Genomic DNA, 19,005 nt, shown 5'->3' with positions numbered 1-19,005 from the left:
GGTTTTGCGCTATAAGAAGTTGTCGCTTGGCGGCAAGGCCGGGCTGAAAACTGTCCTTACAATCCTCACCAAGCCCGCCAGTTTCCGGCGGGTGTTTCTCATCAGGAGACTCCGATGTCCGTTGAGCATGCTGCGGTACAACGCGCCGATTTCGACCAGGTTATGGTTCCCAACTATGCACCTGCCGCTTTTATTCCTGTCCGTGGCGCCGGTTCCCGCGTTTGGGACCAGTCCGGTCGTGAATTGATCGACTTCGCGGGCGGCATCGCGGTGAACGTATTGGGCCACGCGCACCCGGCGCTGGTCGGTGCCTTGACCGAGCAAGCGAACAAGCTGTGGCATGTTTCCAACGTGTTCACCAATGAGCCGGCCCTGCGCCTGGCCCATAAGCTGATCGACGCGACATTCGCCGAGCGCGCATTCTTCTGCAACTCCGGCGCCGAAGCCAACGAGGCCGCTTTCAAGCTGGCCCGTCGTGTGGCTCACGATCGCTTTGGTCCGGAAAAATACGAAATCATCGCCGCGCTCAACAGCTTCCACGGTCGCACCCTGTTCACGGTGAACGTCGGTGGCCAGTCGAAGTACTCCGACGGTTTCGGTCCGAAAATCACTGGCATCACCCACGTGCCGTTCAACGATCTGGCGGCGCTTAAAGCGGCCATTTCCGACAAGACCTGCGCGGTGGTCCTGGAACCGATCCAGGGCGAGAGCGGCGTCATCCCGGCCGAACTTGAATACCTGCAAGGCGCCCGCGAACTCTGCACCGCGCACAACGCGCTGCTGATTTTCGACGAAGTGCAAACCGGCATGGGCCGCACCGGCGAACTGTTCGCCTACCAGCATTACGGCGTGACCCCGGACATTCTGACCAGCGCCAAAAGCCTGGGCGGCGGTTTCCCGATCGCGGCAATGCTGACCACCGAAGACCTGGCCAAGCACCTGGTCGTCGGCACCCACGGCACCACCTACGGCGGCAACCCGCTGGCGTGCGCGGTGGCTGAAGCGGTGATCGACGTGATCAACACACCTGAAGTGCTGAGCGGCGTCAAAGCCAGGCACGACAAGTTCAAGACCCGCCTGGAGCAGATCGGCAGCAAGTCCGGCCTGTTCACTGAAGTGCGTGGTCTGGGCCTGTTGCTCGGTTGCGTGCTGAGCGATGCCTGGAAAGGTCGCGCCAAGGAAATCTTCAACGCCGCCGAGAAAGAAGGCCTGATGATCCTGCAGGCCGGTCCGGACGTGATTCGTTTCGCGCCAAGCCTGGTGGTTGAAGATGCCGACATCGACCAGGGCCTGGAGCGTCTCGAGCGCGCCGTGACCAAACTGACTCAAGCCTGATAGACCTTTCGACGCCTGACTGCTCAGGCGTCGAACCCGATTTTATGTTCCAGACCGGACCAAATGTGGGAGCGAGCAAGCCCGCTCCCACAGTGTTCAGTGGTCTGTCTGGATTATTTCTTATGTGTAATTTTTCAAGAAAGGAGTGACACCATGCTGGTGATGCGCCCCGCGCAAATGGCTGATCTGGGCGAGGTACAGCGTCTGGCTGCGGACAGCCCGATTGGTGTCACTTCCTTGCCGGATGATGTCGAACGCCTGAGCGACAAGATCGCAGCAAGCGAAGCCTCGTTTGCCGCCGAAGTCAGCTTCAACGGTGAAGAAAGCTATTTCTTTGTCCTCGAAGACACCGCCACCGGAAAACTGGTGGGCTGTTCGGCCATCGTGGCCTCGGCCGGTTATTCCGAGCCGTTCTACAGTTTCCGTAATGAAACCTTCGTGCATGCGTCTCGCGAGCTGAAGATTCATAACAAGATTCACGTGCTCTCCCAGTGCCACGACCTGACCGGCAACAGCTTGCTGACCAGTTTCTATGTACTGCCGGAACTGGTGGGTTCGGCCTGGTCGGAACTCAACTCCCGTGGTCGCCTGTTGTTCGTTGCCAGCCACCCGGAGCGCTTCGCCGATTCCGTGGTCACCGAGATCGTCGGCTACAGCGACGAAAATGGCGACTCGCCGTTCTGGGACGCCATCGGGCGCAACTTCTTCGACCTCAACTACGCCGCGGCCGAACGTCTGTGCGGGCTCAAGAGCCGGACCTTCCTCGCTGAGCTGATGCCGCATTACCCGATCTACGTGCCGCTGTTGCCGGACGCCGCTCAAGAAGCGATGGGCCAGGTACACCCGCGGGCGCAGATCACCTTCGACATCCTGATGCGCGAAGGCTTCGAGACCGATCACTACATCGACATCTTCGACGGTGGCCCGACCTTGCACGCACGCGTTTCGGGGATCCGTTCGATTGCCCAGAGCCGTGTGGTGCCAGTGAAGATTGGCGAAACGGTCAAAGGCACCGGTCGTCAGTACCTGGTGGCCAACGCCCAGTTGCAGGATTACCGCGCCGTGTTGCTTGAGCTGGACTATGCGCCAGGCAAACCGGTGACCCTGGACCTGGAAGCCGCCGAAGCCCTGGGTGTTGGTGAAGGTGCCAGCGTGCGCCTGGTCGCGGTTTAACTAGAAAGCAGCGAGTTTCACGGGTGGCGTTAGCGGCCCGTTTGAGGAGATAGCATGATCGTTCGTCCCGTACGCAGCAGCGACTTACCCGCTCTGATCGACCTGGCCCGCAGCACCGGCACCGGCCTGACCACCTTGCCGGCCAACGAAGAGCGTCTGGCGCATCGGGTTGGCTGGGCTGAAAAGACCTTTCGCGGCGAAGCGGGGCGCGGCGACGCGGATTACCTGTTCGTGCTCGAAGACGACAACGGCCGCGTGGTGGGTATTTCCGCCATCGCTGGTGCCGTCGGCATGCGTGAGCCCTGGTACAACTTCCGCGTCGGCCTGACTGTCAGCGCCTCGCAAGAGCTGAACATCTACCGTGAAATCCCGACACTGTTCCTGGCCAACGACCTGACCGGCAACTCCGAGCTGTGCTCGTTGTTCCTGCACGGCGATTACCGCACCGGCCTCAACGGCCGCATGCTGGCCAAGGCGCGGATGCTGTTCATCGCCGAGTTCCCGCAGCTGTTCGGCAACAAAATCATCGCAGAGATGCGCGGTGTGTCCGACGCGGCCGGGCGTTCGCCGTTCTGGGAAAGCCTGGGTCGGCACTTCTTCAAAATGGAATTCAGCCAGGCCGATTACCTGACGGGCGTGGGCAACAAGGCGTTCATCGCCGAGTTGATGCCCAAGTTTCCGCTGTACACCTGCTTCCTTTCGGAAGACGCGCGCAATGTCATCGGCCAGGTCCACCCGGACACCGAACCGGCGTTGGCGATGCTCAAGAGCGAAGGCTTCAGCTACCAGGGTTACGTCGATATCTTTGACGCAGGCCCGGCCGTTGAATGCGAAACCGGCAAGATCCGAGCGGTGCGCGACAGTCAGGCGCTGGTGCTGGCCATCGGCACGCCGGGTGACGACGCCACGCCATTTTTGATTCACAACCGCAAGCGTGAAGACTGCCGGATCACCGCTGCGCCGGCACGCTTTGCTGCCGGTACCCTGGTGGTCGATCCGCTGACCGCCAAACGCCTTCAACTCAACGCCGGCGATCAGGTTCGCGCCGTGCCGTTGTCCGCTGCCCGGGAGTCGAAATAATGAATTCGCTATACATCGCAGGTGAGTGGCTGGCGGGCCAGGGTGAAGCGTTCGAATCGCTGAACCCGGTGACCCAGCAAGTGCTGTGGTCGGGGCAGGGCGCCAGCGCCGCTCAGGTCGACAGCGCCGTGCAAGCTGCGCGTCAGGCGTTCCCGGCCTGGGCCAAGCGTTCCCTGGAGGATCGCATCGGCGTCCTGGAAGCCTTTGCCGCCGCCCTGAAAAACCACGCGGACGAACTGGCTCACTGCATTGGTGAGGAAACCGGCAAGCCATTGTGGGAAGCGGCGACTGAAGTGACCAGCATGGTCAACAAGATCGCCATTTCGGTGCAGAGCTACCGCGAACGTACCGGCGAGAAGAGCGGCCCGCTGGGCGACGCCACCGCTGTATTGCGCCACAAGCCACATGGCGTGGTGGCGGTGTTCGGTCCTTACAACTTCCCAGGGCATTTGCCGAACGGTCACATCGTTCCGGCGTTGCTGGCCGGTAACAGCGTGCTGTTCAAACCGAGCGAGCTGACCCCGAAAGTCGCCGAGCTGACGGTCAAGTGCTGGATCGAAGCCGGTCTGCCGGCGGGCGTGCTGAACCTGTTGCAGGGCGCACGTGAAACCGGGATCGCGCTGGCGGCCAACCCAGGTATCGATGGTCTGTTCTTCACCGGTTCAAGCCGTACCGGCAACCACCTGCATGCGCAGTTCTCCGGGCGTCCGGACAAGATCCTCGCGCTGGAGATGGGCGGCAACAACCCGCTGGTGGTCGATCAGGTCGCGGACCTCGACGCGGCGGTGTACACCATTATTCAGTCGGCCTTCATTTCGGCCGGTCAGCGTTGCACCTGCGCCCGTCGCCTGCTGGTCCCGCAAGGCGCCTGGGGCGATACGCTGCTGGCGCGTCTGGTGGCGGTCAGCGCGACCATCGATGTCGGCGCATTCGATCAACAACCGGCGCCGTTCATGGGCTCGGTGGTGTCTCTGGCGGCTGCCAAAGCGTTGATGGATGCCCAGGAACACTTGCTGGCCAACGGCGCTGTGTCGCTGTTGGAAATGACTCAGCCGCAGGCCAATGCCGCGTTGTTGACCCCAGGTATTCTGGACGTGAGCGCCGTCGCTGATCGTCCTGACGAAGAGCTGTTCGGCCCGTTGCTGCAAGTGATTCGCTACGCTGATTTCGACGCGGCCATCGCTGAAGCCAACGACACCCAATATGGTCTGGCGGCGGGTTTGCTGTCGGATTCCGAGGCGCGTTATCAGCAGTTCTGGCTGGAAAGCCGCGCCGGTATCGTCAACTGGAACAAGCAACTGACGGGCGCTGCGAGCAGCGCGCCATTCGGTGGCGTCGGCGCCTCGGGCAACCACCGCGCCAGTGCCTATTACGCGGCGGACTACTGCGCGTACCCAGTGGCCTCGCTGGAAACCCCGAGCCTGACCTTGCCGACAGCCCTGACGCCCGGTGTACGGATGGCGTAACGCCCATTCGCGAGCAGGCTCGCTCCCACAGGCTTTGCACAATCCCTGTGGGAGCGAGCTTGCTCGCGATGGCCGCGCCGCGGTGTTATTGAACAGTTACTGATGCCTATAACAACAGATTCTCGTGGAGCCTCGCTGATGAAATCCTATGAAGTCAACTTTGACGGTTTAGTGGGGCCGACCCATAACTACGGCGGTCTGTCGTACGGCAACGTCGCGTCCCAGAGCAACAGTCAGCAGTCTTCCAACCCCAAGGAAGCGGCGCTGCAAGGCCTGGCGAAAATGAAAGCGCTGATGGAAATGGGTTTCCAGCAAGGCGTACTGGCCCCGCAAGAGCGCCCGGATGTGGCTGCCTTGCGCAACCTGGGTTTCAGCGGCACCGACGCACAAGTGATCGAGCAGGCTGCCAAACAGGCGATGCCGCTGCTGGTTGCCAGTTGCTCGGCGTCGAGCATGTGGGTGGCCAACGCCGCCACCGTCAGCCCAAGTGCCGACACGGCCGATGGCCGCGTGCATTTCACCGCCGCCAACCTGAACTGCAAATACCACCGCAGCATCGAGCACCCGACCACCAGCCGCGTGCTGGGGGCGATGTTCGCTGACCAGAAGCACTTCGCCCATCACGCCGCGTTGCCGGCAGTGGCGCAGTTCGGCGACGAAGGTGCGGCCAACCACACCCGTTTCTGCCGTGAGTACGGCGAGGCCGGTGTCGAGTTCTTCGTGTTCGGTCGTAGCGCGTTCGATACCCGCTACCCGGCGCCTCAAAAGTACCCGGCGCGTCAAACCCTCGAAGCCTCGCAAGCGGTTGCCCGTCTGCATGGCCTGAGCGATGACGGCGTGGTGTACGCCCAGCAGAACCCTTCGGTGATCGATCAGGGCGTGTTCCACAACGACGTGATTGCGGTCGGTAACGGCGAGGCGCTGTTCTATCACGAGGACGCGTTCGAAGGCACCGAGCAGATGCTGGCAGAGCTCACGACCAAACTGACCAAGTGTGGCGGCAACTTCAAGGCGATCTGCGTCCCGCGCTCCAAGGTCTCGGTCGAAGACGCCGTGCGTTCGTACCTGTTCAACAGCCAGTTGTTGTCGCGCGCCGACGGTTCGATGCTGCTGATCGTGCCGCAAGAGTGCCAGAACAACGAACGCGTCTGGCAGTACCTGCAAGAGCTGACCAGCTCGGGCGGCCTGATCCGTGAAGTGAAAGTCTTCGACCTCAAGCAGAGTATGCAGAACGGCGGTGGCCCGGCGTGCCTGCGGTTGCGCGTCGCACTCAATGAAACCGAACTGGCGGCAGTCAACCCAGGGGTTATCATGACCCCGCCGTTGTATGGCACGCTGACCCAATGGGTCGACAAGCACTACCGTGACCGCATGACCGAAACCGATCTGGCGGACCCACAATTGTTGCTTGAGTGCCGGACGGCACTGGATGAACTGACGCAAATCCTTAAACTGGGCGCGGTTTATCCATTCCAGATCAATTGAAAGAGGGTGCGTCGTTGATGGCGCGCCGCTTTATCTCCAGATGAGAACGTAAAAATGACCGATACCCTGAAGCTGATTCTTGAAGACACCGACGGCACTCAACTGGAAACTTCCTGCACTCGCGTTGCGGTGATGTGGCAGGGCAAAGAGTTGTGGATCCAGCACGATGGCCGTGGTCAGCTGCTGATCGGCGTTGACGTTGAAGAAGGCGATGCTGAATACGCCAACCTGTTGCTGCGCCCATTGGCCACCAACCTGGTCAGCCTGCAACTGGAAATGGAACCGGCTGAAGTCGGCGACGAAGACCACGTGCATGGCCCAGATTGCGCCCACGATCACTAAGGAAGTCGCGCTATGCTCGCCCTCGGCAAACTGCTTGAACTGACCCTCGCCGGTCGTGAACCGGCGGAGAAGACTCAACTGACTGTCGACGGCGTGCGGATGCGCTGGCTGAGCGAAGGTGCGCTGGAAGTCCGGCCACCTGAGGCTCGCGACAATGGCCTGGACCTGCTGCTGTCAGCCGGCATCCACGGCAACGAAACAGCGCCGATCGAGTTGCTCGATCGCCTGTTGCATGACATCGCCCGTGGTGATTTGAAGCCGCGCGCACGTATTCTGTTCCTGTTCGGTAACCCGGCGGCCATGCGCTGCGGGGAGCGTTTCATCGAGCAGGACGTCAATCGGCTGTTCAACGGTCGTCATGAGTTGAGCAGCGGTCCCGAGGCATTACGGGCCTGTGAACTGGAGCGCCTGGCGGCGAGTTTCTTCAGCGTGCCGGACCGTGACCGCCTGCATTACGACCTGCACACCGCAATCCGTGGCTCGAAAATCGAGCAGTTCGCGCTGTACCCGTGGAAGGAAGGTCGCCAGCATTCGCGCCAGCAACTGGCTCGCCTGCGCGCTGCCGGCATGGACGCGGTGCTGTTGCAGAACAAGCCGTCCATCGTTTTCAGTTCCTACACCTACGACAAGCTTGATGCCGAGTCCTTCACCCTGGAGCTGGGCAAGGCCCGGCCATTCGGGCAGAACGAAGGTGTCGACGTTTCGCGTCTTGAAACCCGCCTCAAGCAGATCATCGAAGGCAGCGAACCGTCATTGACCGAGGCGGGCCTGGACGGTTTGCAGCTGTTCAGCGTGGCGCGGGAAATCATCAAGCACAGCGACAGCTTCCACCTGCATCTGCCGGCGGACGTCGAGAACTTCTCGGAACTGGAAGTGGGTTACTTGCTGGCCGAAGACATCGCCCAGACCCGCTGGATCATCGAGGAAGAGGGCGCCCGGATCATCTTCCCGAACCCGAAGGTCAAGAATGGCTTGCGCGCCGGAATCCTGATCGTGCCGACTACCGGTGAAAACCTGGCCTGATCGGGATCCCAAGCCAAACCGAGAACCAATGTGGGAGCGAGCTTGCTCGCGATAGCGGACTGACAGTCACCACCAGGGTTGACTGTGCAACCGCCATCGCGAGCAAGCCGGCTCCCACAGGTTTTGTGTTTAGACGGCTATCGCGCGAGGCTCGCTACGGCGAAAAGTACGCACCTTGTGCAGCGTATCCGCGCAGGTCTTCGCCGCTTCCTCGCCCTTGTGCACGAAATGCTCGAAGAAGAACTTCTGATGTTCTTCGCCGGCGTGGAAGTGGTGCGGGGTCAGTACGACCGAGAACACCGGAACTTCGGTTTCCAGCTGAACCTGCATCAAACCGCTGATCACGGACTGGGCGACGAACTCGTGGCGGTAGATCCCGCCGTCGACGACCAGGCCCGCCGCGACGATGCCGGCATAACGACCGGACTTGGCCAGCAGCTTGGCGTGCAGCGGGATTTCGAAAGCACCGCCGACTTCAAAAAAATCGATATCCGATTCCTGGTAGCCCTGAACGAGCATCTCGGCGACGAAGCCTTTACGGCTCTGGTCGACAATTTCCTTGTGCCAGCAGGCCTGAATGAACGCGACACGTTCGTTTGCGTGGGTTTTGCTTTTGCTGTCGATTGCGGTGGGTTGCATGTGTTCTGACTCCTGTTTGTGTGAAAAACAGGGCATATGAATCGAATGGGATTTAAGGGTGCGCACAGGCCAGGCGCGCAAGTCTCTGCACGAATGTCCACGGGCGGCCCTATGGCGCCAATCCCGTTCTCTCTTCATCCGGACTATGACCGTCGGCCCCGGGATCACACCGGGTCTGCTGACCTTGTCGCTATCCACCGCCAAAGCCGTGAACATCGCCAAGCGCTCGCGGGCTATACGCATTGCGCGCAATTACCGCCGGTGGGGAATTGCACCCCGCCCTGAGAACGTTTGCCGTCAGATTTTCTGGCGGCGCAGCGTTTTTAACACATATTGTTGGGCGATGCATTGCGCCTTTCTGATGATTGTCATCGGTTTTTTCGTTGGCACTCATCGTCTTTTCCTGCATCGAGCCTTGATTAATTGCGCCGATGACCGCAGTAATCCTTATGGACAACACTGTCCCCTTTTGCCGGCGCGGCTGGCGCCCCCTTCCGAGGCCTGATTCATGAGTGTTATCGATCTTCGCAGCGACACCGTCACCCAACCGACCGCAGGGATGCTCGACGCCATGGCCACGGCAGCCACCGGGGACGACGTCTACGGCGAAGATCCAACCGTCAATCGCCTTGAGGCCGAACTGGCCGGGCGCCTGGGCTTTGCTGCCGCGTTGTTCGTGCCAACGGGCACCATGAGCAACCTGCTGGGCTTGATGGCCCATTGCGAGCGCGGCGACGAGTACATCGTCGGGCAGCAGGCCCACACCTACAAATACGAAGGCGGTGGCGCAGCGGTACTGGGTTCGATCCAGCCGCAGCCGCTTGAAGTGCAGGCCGATGGTTCGCTGGACCTGACGCACGTCGCGTCGGCGATCAAACCCGATGACTTTCATTTCGCCCGTACCCGGTTGCTGGCGCTGGAAAACACCATGCAGGGCAAGGTGCTGCCGCTGGAGTATCTGGCGCAGGCCCGCCGTTTTACCCGTGAGCATGGTTTGGCGCTGCACCTGGACGGTGCGCGGTTGTACAACGCAGCGGTGAAACTGGGCGTCGATGCCCGGGAAATCGCGCAGCACTTCGACTCGGTGTCGGTGTGTCTGTCCAAGGGGCTTGGTGCGCCCATCGGCTCGGTGCTGTGCGGTTCGGCCGAGTTGATCGGCAAGGCCCGGCGCTTGCGTAAAATGGTCGGCGGCGGCATGCGTCAGGCCGGCATCCTTGCGGCGGCGGGGCTGTATGCGCTGGATCACAACGTGCAGCGCCTGGCGGACGACCATGCCAACGCGCAGTTTTTGGCCGAAGGATTGCGTGCGGCGGGGTATGAGGTCGAGCCGGTGCAGACCAACATGGTCTACGTGCAAATGGGTGACAAAGCCCATGCGATCAAGGCTTTTGCCGACGAGCGCGGGATCAGGCTCAGCGCGGCCCCGCGCTTGCGCATGGTGACGCACATGGACATCAGCCGGGCGCAGATCGAACAGGTGATCGCGACTTTCGTCGAGTTTTCCAGTCAGTCGCCCCGTAAATGACAATGCAGACCGTCCAATTGACCGTTTCTATCGTATAAACACGCTGTACCGCGCGCGCGGGGCCGATATAATGCGGCCCTTTGCCGTCGCTTCGTCCGTTGACGATTCGCACAGGCCTTTGGCCGCAGCCTCCGTGGAAGAACCTAATGAAAAGCGCAGAAATCCGTGAAGCCTTCCTTCGCTTCTTCGAAGAGCAAGGCCACACCCGTGTAGCCTCCAGCTCTTTGATTCCGGGCAACGACCCAACCCTGCTGTTCACTAACGCGGGGATGAACCAGTTCAAGGACTGTTTCCTGGGCCAGGAAAAGCGCGCGTATACCCGCGCCACCAGCAGCCAGAAGTGCGTCCGCGCCGGCGGTAAGAACAGCGACCTGGAAAACGTCGGCTACACCGCTCGTCACCACACCTTTTTCGAGATGCTGGGTAACTTCAGCTTCGGCGATTACTTCAAGCGCGATGCCATCACTTACGCCTGGACCTTCCTGACCGGCGTGCTGGAACTGCCCAAAGAAAAGCTCTGGGTCACGGTCTATGCCAGCGACGACGAAGCCTATGACATCTGGACCCAGGTCATTGGTGTCCCGGTCGAGCGCATGATTCGCATCGGCGACAACAAAGGTGCGCCGTACGCATCCGATAACTTCTGGACCATGGGCGATACTGGTCCGTGCGGTCCTTGCACCGAGATTTTCTACGATCACGGCGCCGACATCTGGGGCGGTCCGCCGGGCTCGCCGGAAGAAGACGGCGACCGTTACATCGAGATCTGGAACAACGTATTCATGCAGTTCAACCGCACCGCCGATGGCGTGTTGCATCCGTTGCCAGCGCCGTCGGTCGACACCGGCATGGGCCTGGAGCGGATCAGTGCGGTGATGCAGCACGTGCATTCGAACTATGAAATCGACCTGTTCAAGAACCTGCTGAGCGCATCGGCCCAGGCCATTGGCTGCAGCAATGACGACCAGTCGTCGCTCAAAGTCGTCTCCGACCACATTCGTTCGTGCGGTTTCCTGATTGCCGATGGCGTGCTGCCGTCCAACGAAGGTCGCGGCTACGTGCTGCGTCGGATCATTCGTCGTGCGTGCCGTCACGGTAACAAGCTGGGCGCGACCGGCAGCTTCTTCTACAAGATCGTTGCCGCGCTGGTTGCCGAAATGGGCGAAGCCTTCCCGGAACTCAAGCAGCAACAGGCCAACATCGAGCGCGTGCTCAAGGCTGAAGAAGAGCAGTTCTCCAAGACGCTGGAGCACGGCCTGAAGATCCTGGAACAGGATCTGGCTGAACTCAAAGGCACCGTGGTGCCGGGCGACGTAGTGTTCAAGCTGTATGACACCTACGGTTTCCCGATGGACCTGACCGCCGACATCGCCCGCGAGCGCGAGCTGACCATCGACGAAGAAGGTTTCGAGCGCGAAATGGAAGCCCAGCGCGTACGTGCGCGTTCGGCCAGCTCCTTCGGTCTGGACTACAACACCTTGGTCAAGGTCGATGTGGCCACCGAGTTCACCGGTTACTCCGACACTCGCGGCGCGGCAAAAATCGTTGCGCTCTATAAAGAAGGGCAGTCGGTTGATGCCCTGAGCGAAGGCGAAGAGGGCGTGATCGTTCTCGACCAGACCCCGTTCTACGCTGAATCCGGTGGTCAGGTGGGTGATTGCGGCTACCTTCAGGCGGGCAGCGCGCGTTTTGACGTGCGCGACACCACCAAGACCGGCGGCGCGTTCCTGCACCATGGTGTGCTGGCGTCGGGCAGCCTGATCGTGGGCGCACCGGTAGAAACTCACGTGGACGCCGAAGTCCGTCACGCCACCTCGCTGAACCACTCCGCGACTCACTTGCTGCACGCTGCATTGCGTCAGGTGCTGGGCGAGCACGTTCAGCAGAAAGGCTCGCTGGTCGACAGTCAGCGCCTGCGCTTTGACTTCAGCCATTTCGAAGCCATCAAGCCTGAGCAGATCAAGGCGCTGGAAGAAATCGTCAACGCCGAGATTCGCAAGAACTCCGCCGTTGAAACCGAAGAAACCGACATCGAAACCGCCAAGCAAAAAGGCGCCATGGCGCTGTTCGGCGAGAAGTATGGTGACAACGTGCGCGTGCTGAGCATGGGGGGCGATTTCTCCGTCGAACTGTGTGGCGGTATTCACGCCAACCGTACCGGCGACATCGGCCTGTTGAAAATCATCAGCGAAGGCGGTGTGGCGTCTGGCGTGCGACGTATCGAAGCGGTCACTGGCGCGCAGGCATTGGCGTACCTGAACGCTGCGGAAGAGCAACTCAAGGAAGCGGCCAACCTGGTCAAGGGCAGCCGCGACAACCTGATCGACAAGCTGTCGGCTGTGCTTGAGCGCAACCGTCTGCTGGAAAAGCAACTCGAGCAGTTGCAAGCCAAGGCTGCCAGTGCGGCAGGCGACGATCTGTCGGCTTCTGCGCTGGACGTCAACGGTGTGAAAGTGCTGGCCGTGCGTCTCGACGGCCAGGATGGCAAGGCGCTGCTGGCGCTGGTCGATCAACTGAAGAACAAACTCGGCCGCGCAGTGATCCTGCTCGGCAGTGTCCATGAGGAAAAGGTCGTACTGGTTGCCGGTGTGACCAAAGACCTGACTGGCCAACTCAAAGCCGGTGATTTGATGAAGCAAGCCGCTGCAGCAGTGGGCGGGAAGGGCGGTGGTCGTCCGGATATGGCGCAGGGCGGTGGTACTGACGCTGGCGCACTGGATGCAGCACTGGCACTGACCGTTCCATTTGTAGAGCAGGGTTTATAAGGCAGTTTGCCGAGCCCGCAGTCTAGTGGCGGGCCCGGCGGCTGTTTGAGTGATTATTGGGCGCCCTTCATGGGCAGAGGCGGCTTTGAAATGGCTTTGATCGTACAGAAATTTGGAGGCACCTCAGTCGGCACTGTCGAGAGAATCGAGCAGGTCGCCGACAAGGTTAAGAAATTCCGCGATGCCGGCGACGACCTGGTGGTCGTGTTGTCGGCAATGAGCGGCGAGACCAACCGTCTGATCGATCTGGCCAAGCAAATCAGTGGCGACGATCAACCGGTCCCTCGTGAGCTGGACGTGATCGTTTCGACCGGTGAGCAGGTGACGATTGCATTGCTGGCCATGGCGCTGATCAAGCGCGGCGTGCCAGCGGTGTCGTACACCGGTAACCAGGTACGAATTCTGACGGACAGTGCGCACAATAAAGCGCGTATCTTGCAGATTGATGACCAGAAAATTCGCGGTGACCTGAAGGCCGGTCGTGTAGTGGTTGTCGCCGGCTTCCAGGGCGTCGACGAGCACGGCAACATCACGACGCTGGGTCGTGGCGGCTCCGACACCACCGGCGTGGCGCTGGCGGCGGCCTTGAAGGCTGACGAGTGCCAGATCTACACCGATGTCGATGGTGTCTACACCACCGACCCGCGTGTGGTGCCCGTGGCTCAGCGCCTGGACAAGATCACCTTTGAAGAGATGCTGGAAATGGCCAGCCTCGGTTCCAAGGTGTTGCAGATCCGCGCGGTCGAGTTCGCCGGCAAGTACAACGTTCCGCTGCGCGTACTGCACAGCTTCAAGGAGGGTCCGGGTACCCTCATTACTATTGATGAAGAGGAATCCATGGAACAGCCGATCATTTCCGGCATCGCTTTCAATCGCGATGAAGCCAAGCTGACCATCCGTGGCGTGCCAGACACCCCGGGCGTGGCCTTCAAGATCCTTGGGCCGATCAGTGCCGCGAACATCGAAGTCGACATGATCGTGCAGAACGTCGCGCACGATAACACCACCGACTTCACCTTTACCGTGCACCGCAACGACTACCAGGCGGCCCAGGCCGTGCTGGAAAACACCGCTCGCGAGATCGGTGCCCGGGAAGTCGTCGGCGACACCAAGATTGCCAAGGTATCGATTGTCGGCGTCGGCATGCGTTCCCACGCAGGCGTGGCCAGTCGTATGTTTGAAGCCCTGGCCAAGGAAACCATCAATATCCAGATGATCTCGACATCGGAAATCAAGGTTTCGGTCGTGATCGAAGAGAAGTACCTGGAACTGGCTGTGCGCGCCCTGCACACAGCTTTCGAACTGGACGCACCGGCCCGACAGGGCGAGTGATGCGTTGCCCTGGGGGCGCGGTCTGGCCGCGCCCTTTGTTTTTTTGAATGGCGCGACACAAAACTGTTCTTTTGCTCGCGCTAGTCAATACTTAGGCGTGTAGGGCTGCGATCGTTCTGGTTGTAGGTCGAATGCCTTTTTTTTGCAGACTGTTGTCCCTGAACTGAAATGCGTGAGGAGAAAGGTATGCTGATTCTGACTCGTCGGTGCGCAGAAAGCCTGATTATTGGTGATGGCGAAATCACTGTGACCGTGCTCGGCGTTAAAGGAAATCAAGTGCGTATTGGCGTTAACGCACCCAAAGAGGTAGCTGTCCACCGTGAGGAAATCTACCTGCGTATAAAGAAAGAGAAGGACGAAGAACCAAGCCATTAATTTTTATCGTTTTTTATGTTTGCAAACGGGGAAAAGGTTGGTTAAGATACGCCCCGTGTTGCGGAGAGCTGGCCGAGTGGCCGAAGGCGCTCCCCTGCTAAGGGAGTACACCTCAAAAGGGTGTCGGGGGTTCGAATCCCCCGTTCTCCGCCATTATTTTCGTAGTTCGTTGTAATCTGGCTTTTTCGGTAAGTTGTTGAAATTACTAGAAAAAGTGGTTGGAATAGAGATTAGACGGTCTATAATGCGCGGCAACAAATGCACTCGTAGCTCAGCTGGATAGAGTACTCGGCTACGAACCGAGCGGTCACAGGTTCGAATCCTGTCGAGTGCACCATTTAAGAGTTGTTTGCTGTCATGCAGGCAACTTGGCTTCAATCAGTTGTGGTCTGATTTAAAAACACAAATGCACTCGTAGCTCAGCTGGATAGAGTACTCGGCTACGAACCGAGCGGTCACAGGTTCGAATCCTGTCGAGTGCACCATTTAAGAGTTGTTTGCAGTCATGCAGGTAACTTGGCTTCAGCCAGTTGTGGTCTGGTTTAAAAACACAAATGCACTCGTAGCTCAGCTGGATAGAGTACTCGGCTACGAACCGAGCGGTCACAGGTTCGAATCCTGTCGAGTGCACCATACACCAAAAAGCCTGCGTCTAACGCGGGCTTTTTGCTGTCTGGGATTTACCTTTTACACACCCTTTCTCATCGAACACGATTTCGGCACTGCGACCCTTTTTGGTCTCGTAGCGATAACGTGTCGTCGTATCCCGAATATTGATTTTGTCCGGTCTGCCCAAGGCGCTCTCTACGTCTTGCTGGCTCATGCCCCTGATTATTCGCTGGTTGATGATCGCTACGCGCCTCTGTCTGGCATCGATCAGATGTCCGCATGTGTCATCTGGCTGGCCGACAATGGTCGGGGTCTGCTTTTTTACTTTTGTGCCGGATGTTTCTTGGTAGTTGCCACCTGGTGGAGTCGGGTCTTGCCTGAAGAGGCTGGGGCGTTCGATGTTTTGCAGTGAAAGGCTCTGGCCATGACTGCAGTTGAGCGTGGTGAAGGTGATATGGCCGCTGCTGTCCTCACAGCGGTGGATGGTTGTGGCGGCGCTTTGAAGGGGGGTGATCAGTAGCAGGGACAGGGTTAAAGCAGCAAATGCAGTCGGTGGCATTCAGCGTCCTCCGTGACGGTGTGCTCACAGGTTAGCCGCTGCTTTTTGCGGTGGCGGTGTGTTTTCCTTTCAGGATGCGTCGTCGCAGTTGCATGGATTCAGGTGTGGCTCAGATATGTCTCGCAAGCGCTTGTTCTCTCCATGATTTTTTAACGTTTAAAGCCGTCAAGCGGTGTATGATTGCGCCCGTCAGCCCCGCCGGGGCTTGTGGAATACCTCCATGGACTTACCCAGTAGTTACTCATTACCTCGTTTTGCCAATCATGAATTGACTGATTGATCCTTCCGGCGTGCCCCGCTGCTGGGAGTGGAGTTCGCCTATGACCGAAGTTGAAGTAAAGAAAACGCAAGAAAGCCTGCAAGACCGCCTTGCTCAAGTTGTTGAGCTGCTGCAGCGCCAGCGGGTGGTCGAAGACCTGACTCATCGCCAGGAAGGTCCTCATCATGATCGGGTCGAGCACCTGGTCCACCGGCAGAATCTCGTCGAGTTGCAGCGCAAGCTCGATGATCTGCACTCCGCCGACGTCGCCTACATCCTTGAAGCGTTACCACTTGCCGAGCGTCTGACTGTCTGGCAGTTGGTCAAGGCCGAGCGCGATGGCGACATTTTGCTCGAGGTGTCCGACTCGGTTCGTGAAACCCTGATCGCCGACATGGATGATCACGAACTCCTGGCTGCAGCCAAGGAGATGGACGCTGACGAACTCGCTGACCTGGCCCCTGAGCTGCCGCGAGACGTCGTCCACGAGTTGATGGAGACCCTTGATGGTCAGCAGCGTGAGCGCGTCCGCTCTGCGTTGTCCTATGACGAGGAGCAGGTCGGTGCGCTGATGGACTTCGAGATGGTGACGATCCGTGAGGATGTCAGCCTTGAAGTGGTATTGCGTTACCTTCGTCGTTTGAAAGAGCTGCCTGGGCATACCGACAAACTGTTTGTGGTCGATTATGACGGCGTGCTCAAAGGCGTGCTGCCTATCAAGCGCCTGCTGGTCAACGATCCGGATAAGCAGGTTTCGGAAGTCATGGCCAGCGATCCGGTGAGTTTTCATCCGGACGAAGATGCCTATGACGCCGCTCAGGCGTTCGAACGTTACGACCTGATTTCCGCACCTGTGGTGGACAAGAACGATAAGTTGATCGGCCGTCTGACCATCGACGAAATGGTCGACTTGATTCGTGAAGAGAGCGAAAACGAAGTACTCAACATGGCGGGTCTGCGCGAAGAGGAGGATATCTTTGCGTCAGTCTGGAAATCCTTGCGCAACCGTTGGGCGTGGTTGGCGGTCAACCTGATCACGGCCTTCGTTGCTTCCCGGGTCATTGGGCTTTTTGAGGGGTCTATCGAGAAGCTGGTGGCGCTGGCGGCGTTGATGCCGATTGTTGCCGGTATCGGTGGCAACTCGGGTAACCAGACGATCACCATGATCGTGCGCGCCATGGCGCTGGACCAGGTCAGTACGGGTAACACCTCGCGCTTGATGCGTAAGGAGTTGGCGGTAGGCTTGATCAACGGTCTGGTTTGGGGCGGGGTGATCGGCGTCGTCGCTTATCTGTTGTATGGCAGTTGGTCGTTGGGAGTCGTCATGACGGCCGCCATGACACTTAACTTGCTGCTGGCGGCGTTGATGGGGGTTCTGATTCCCATGACTCTGGCGCGCCTTGGCCGCGACCCGGCAATGGGGGCTAGCGTGATGATTACTGCGATGACCGACAGTGGCGGGTTCTTTATCTTTCTTGGGCTGGCGACGATTTTTCTGCTTTGAGTCGCTTTTGCACGACCTTCCAGGGCTAGCGGCCCTGGATTTCCAGGTGTTGAGTGATAGTTCGATGGCGCCCCATGGGCGCCATCGGTGTTTATGGGGCTGAATTGCAGGCAAAAAAAAGCCAGCTTTACGCTGGCTTGAGCTTTCGGGATGAAATCAGGAGGCTTCTGCGGCCATTTCAGCATCGTGCGCGATCAATGAAACGAGCGCGTTTTGCTGGCGGTGGGAAAGTTGACGGAAGCGTTGAAGCAGTTCGCGTTCATGTAGCGACAGCTCGGGGCTGTCCAGTCGCATGCTCAATTCTTCACCCAGTGCGCCTTCCTGAATAAGACTCTGTTCCAGGCGTGCGATGATTTCGGAATTCATGCTGCGGTGATGATTGCGAGCCACCTCGGCAATGCGTTCACGCATTCCGTCTGGCAGACGTACGACGAACTTGTCAGCCGTACGGCTGGAATAAATTGCCTGTTTCAATGGGCGCATATATTTAACCGGTTAGTTCAGGGGAGCGGTTCTCGGAATTGGCCGCAGGATGTTCAGTAGGACAAGCATCGCTGCCAAATGTTCAACCTGAATTGATTTGAGGCCCGCATCATGCCTCAAAATTGCCAGATCATTGGCGTCAATTCTGTGACAAATATTGAACTGGATAAAGGCGTTATGCCAGCACCAATTATCAGAAATGCGGACTGGTTTGAAAAGACCACCCCAGCCTCTATTTCTGACCGCGTCCTGTTACCCGACAGGTGGGTGCCGAAACACTCCTGAGCGTGCATGCTATGCGGATTCGATCTTTGTTCCTTACCTTATACAGGATAGTGGCAAATGGCCGATTTACTAGGTAGCCAATCGACGCGGGGTGATGAGCGGATGCCAGGGCGACTGATTTATCTCATGGGGCCGTCTGGCTCTGGTAAGGATAGCCTTATCGACGCGGCGCGAGATTCTCTGCTTCAGATGAATTGCGAAGTGGCGCGGCGGATCATTACCCGATCGGAAGAGTCCATGGGGGAGCAGGCGCTGGGTGTTTCGCCGGAAGCGTTCCGCAGGCTCAGGGAGGCAGGGCGTTTTGCCTTGAGCTGGCACGCCAATGGCCTCGATTATGGTATTCCTGTCGAGATTGATCAGTGGTTGGGTGCCGGGCGTAACGTGCTAGTCAATGGCTCGCGAGGGTATCTGGCCGAGGCGCAAGCGCGGTTCCCAAAGCTGTTGCCGGTGTTGCTGACAGTCAAAGCCGAGGTTTTGCGTGATCGACTCCAGCGTCGCAATCGCGAAAGTGCCGAAGAGATTGACTCGAGATTGCAGCGCAACTCGCTGTTTTGGGTGCAGGCATCAGGGGGCGGTGCAGAAGGGATTTTAAGATTGGATAACTCTGAGGCGTTGGGAGTAACGGTTGAGCGTTTTCTGGGTTTGCTCAGGCAGGAAGGTCTTGCTGGAAAACTGGAGTCGGTTTGACTTTGCGACACACTGCTTCCGAATTGCTTATCGACCTATGCCTACATTGAAAAAGCCCTGCAGATGACATGACAAAATC

Annotated in this window: 16 protein-coding genes, 4 tRNA genes and 1 riboswitch; of the genes, 17 read left to right on the top strand and 3 right to left on the bottom strand. The window is 59.0% G+C overall.

Going from position 1 to position 19,005, the window contains the following annotated elements; all coding sequences use genetic code 11:
- Nucleotides 1-114: 114 nt before the first annotated feature.
- The 7 genes from AABM54_RS19085 (at nucleotide 115) to astE (ending at nucleotide 7,904) form a co-directional block, all read left to right on the top strand.
- On the top strand, nucleotides 115-1,335 hold the full coding sequence (locus tag AABM54_RS19085; RefSeq protein ID WP_347901542.1) for an aspartate aminotransferase family protein: 1,221 nt from the start codon (nucleotides 115-117) through the stop codon (nucleotides 1,333-1,335).
- A gap of 153 nt (nucleotides 1,336-1,488) precedes the next feature.
- The gene (gene aruF, locus AABM54_RS19080) at nucleotides 1,489-2,508 is read left to right on the top strand and encodes an arginine/ornithine succinyltransferase subunit alpha (RefSeq protein WP_347901541.1); all 1,020 of its coding nucleotides are present in this window, start codon (nucleotides 1,489-1,491) and stop codon (nucleotides 2,506-2,508) included.
- 54 nt (nucleotides 2,509-2,562) lie between these two features.
- Complete coding sequence (gene astA, locus AABM54_RS19075; RefSeq protein WP_347901540.1) at nucleotides 2,563-3,588, top strand: arginine N-succinyltransferase; 1,026 nt, start codon at nucleotides 2,563-2,565, stop codon at nucleotides 3,586-3,588.
- Nucleotides 3,585-5,054: a succinylglutamate-semialdehyde dehydrogenase gene (gene astD / locus AABM54_RS19070; RefSeq protein WP_347906260.1), complete on the top strand. Its 1,470-nt coding sequence runs from the start codon at nucleotides 3,585-3,587 to the stop codon at nucleotides 5,052-5,054. The genes astA and astD overlap by 4 nt, the downstream gene beginning before the upstream one ends.
- Before the next feature lie 138 nt (nucleotides 5,055-5,192).
- Complete coding sequence (gene astB / locus AABM54_RS19065) at nucleotides 5,193-6,539, top strand: N-succinylarginine dihydrolase (protein ID WP_347901539.1); 1,347 nt, start codon at nucleotides 5,193-5,195, stop codon at nucleotides 6,537-6,539.
- A gap of 54 nt (nucleotides 6,540-6,593) precedes the next feature.
- On the top strand, nucleotides 6,594-6,881 hold the full coding sequence (locus tag AABM54_RS19060) for a topoisomerase II (protein ID WP_347901538.1): 288 nt from the start codon (nucleotides 6,594-6,596) through the stop codon (nucleotides 6,879-6,881).
- Between the two features lie 12 nt (nucleotides 6,882-6,893).
- Nucleotides 6,894-7,904 (top strand): succinylglutamate desuccinylase, encoded by a 1,011-nt coding sequence (gene astE / locus AABM54_RS19055; RefSeq protein WP_347901537.1) that lies wholly within the window; start codon nucleotides 6,894-6,896, stop codon nucleotides 7,902-7,904.
- Nucleotides 7,905-8,033: 129 nt separating this feature from the next.
- Here the strand turns inward: astE and AABM54_RS19050 are convergent, their stop codons facing one another.
- Nucleotides 8,034-8,543, bottom strand: a complete 510-nt coding sequence (locus AABM54_RS19050) for a 6,7-dimethyl-8-ribityllumazine synthase (protein ID WP_347901536.1) — start codon at nucleotides 8,541-8,543, stop codon at nucleotides 8,034-8,036.
- Between the two features lie 121 nt (nucleotides 8,544-8,664).
- A riboswitch (FMN riboswitch) is annotated at nucleotides 8,665-8,836 on the bottom strand.
- Between the two features lie 215 nt (nucleotides 8,837-9,051).
- Here AABM54_RS19050 and ltaE point away from each other — a divergent pair.
- The 8 genes from ltaE (at nucleotide 9,052) to AABM54_RS19010 (ending at nucleotide 15,173) form a co-directional block, all read left to right on the top strand.
- The gene (gene ltaE / locus AABM54_RS19045; protein WP_347901535.1) at nucleotides 9,052-10,068 is read left to right on the top strand and encodes a low-specificity L-threonine aldolase; all 1,017 of its coding nucleotides are present in this window, start codon (nucleotides 9,052-9,054) and stop codon (nucleotides 10,066-10,068) included.
- Between the two features lie 146 nt (nucleotides 10,069-10,214).
- Complete coding sequence (gene alaS, locus AABM54_RS19040) at nucleotides 10,215-12,833, top strand: alanine--tRNA ligase (RefSeq protein ID WP_347901534.1); 2,619 nt, start codon at nucleotides 10,215-10,217, stop codon at nucleotides 12,831-12,833.
- Nucleotides 12,834-12,923: 90 nt separating this feature from the next.
- Nucleotides 12,924-14,165, top strand: a complete 1,242-nt coding sequence (locus tag AABM54_RS19035) for an aspartate kinase (RefSeq protein WP_347901533.1) — start codon at nucleotides 12,924-12,926, stop codon at nucleotides 14,163-14,165.
- Nucleotides 14,166-14,351: 186 nt separating this feature from the next.
- Nucleotides 14,352-14,540 carry a carbon storage regulator CsrA gene (gene csrA, locus AABM54_RS19030; protein ID WP_002554426.1) on the top strand — a complete coding sequence of 63 codons (189 nt, stop codon included), beginning with the start codon at nucleotides 14,352-14,354 and terminating at the stop codon, nucleotides 14,538-14,540.
- A gap of 62 nt (nucleotides 14,541-14,602) precedes the next feature.
- Nucleotides 14,603-14,693: transfer RNA gene (locus tag AABM54_RS19025), tRNA-Ser, on the top strand.
- A gap of 107 nt (nucleotides 14,694-14,800) precedes the next feature.
- Nucleotides 14,801-14,877, top strand: a tRNA-Arg gene (locus tag AABM54_RS19020).
- Between the two features lie 71 nt (nucleotides 14,878-14,948).
- A tRNA-Arg gene (locus AABM54_RS19015) sits at nucleotides 14,949-15,025 on the top strand.
- Between the two features lie 71 nt (nucleotides 15,026-15,096).
- Nucleotides 15,097-15,173 (top strand) — tRNA-Arg (locus tag AABM54_RS19010).
- 19 nt (nucleotides 15,174-15,192) lie between these two features.
- On the opposite strand, the gene AABM54_RS19005 is transcribed toward AABM54_RS19010, so the two are convergent.
- Nucleotides 15,193-15,708 carry a cell envelope protein SmpA gene (locus AABM54_RS19005; RefSeq protein ID WP_347901532.1) on the bottom strand — a complete coding sequence of 172 codons (516 nt, stop codon included), beginning with the start codon at nucleotides 15,706-15,708 and terminating at the stop codon, nucleotides 15,193-15,195.
- 320 nt (nucleotides 15,709-16,028) lie between these two features.
- On the opposite strand from AABM54_RS19005, the gene mgtE reads away from it, so the two are divergent.
- Nucleotides 16,029-17,471, top strand: a complete 1,443-nt coding sequence (gene mgtE / locus AABM54_RS19000; protein WP_347901531.1) for a magnesium transporter — start codon at nucleotides 16,029-16,031, stop codon at nucleotides 17,469-17,471.
- A gap of 156 nt (nucleotides 17,472-17,627) precedes the next feature.
- On the opposite strand, the gene AABM54_RS18995 is transcribed toward mgtE, so the two are convergent.
- A complete protein-coding gene (locus tag AABM54_RS18995; RefSeq protein ID WP_347901530.1) occupies nucleotides 17,628-17,954 on the bottom strand; it encodes an Arc family DNA-binding protein in 327 nt (108 codons plus the stop codon).
- Between the two features lie 387 nt (nucleotides 17,955-18,341).
- Between AABM54_RS18995 and phnN the strand changes: the two genes are divergently transcribed.
- Entirely contained in the window at nucleotides 18,342-18,926 is a 585-nt protein-coding gene (gene phnN, locus AABM54_RS18990; RefSeq protein WP_347906259.1) for a phosphonate metabolism protein/1,5-bisphosphokinase (PRPP-forming) PhnN, read from the top strand.
- The last annotated feature ends 79 nt before the right edge of the window (nucleotides 18,927-19,005 follow it).

This window comes from Pseudomonas purpurea (genome assembly GCF_039908635.1).
Taxonomy (GTDB): Bacteria; Pseudomonadota; Gammaproteobacteria; order Pseudomonadales; family Pseudomonadaceae; genus Aquipseudomonas; species Aquipseudomonas purpurea.
Note: the sequence above shows the minus strand (reverse complement) of the source record. Positions and strands in the feature narration are given on the sequence as shown.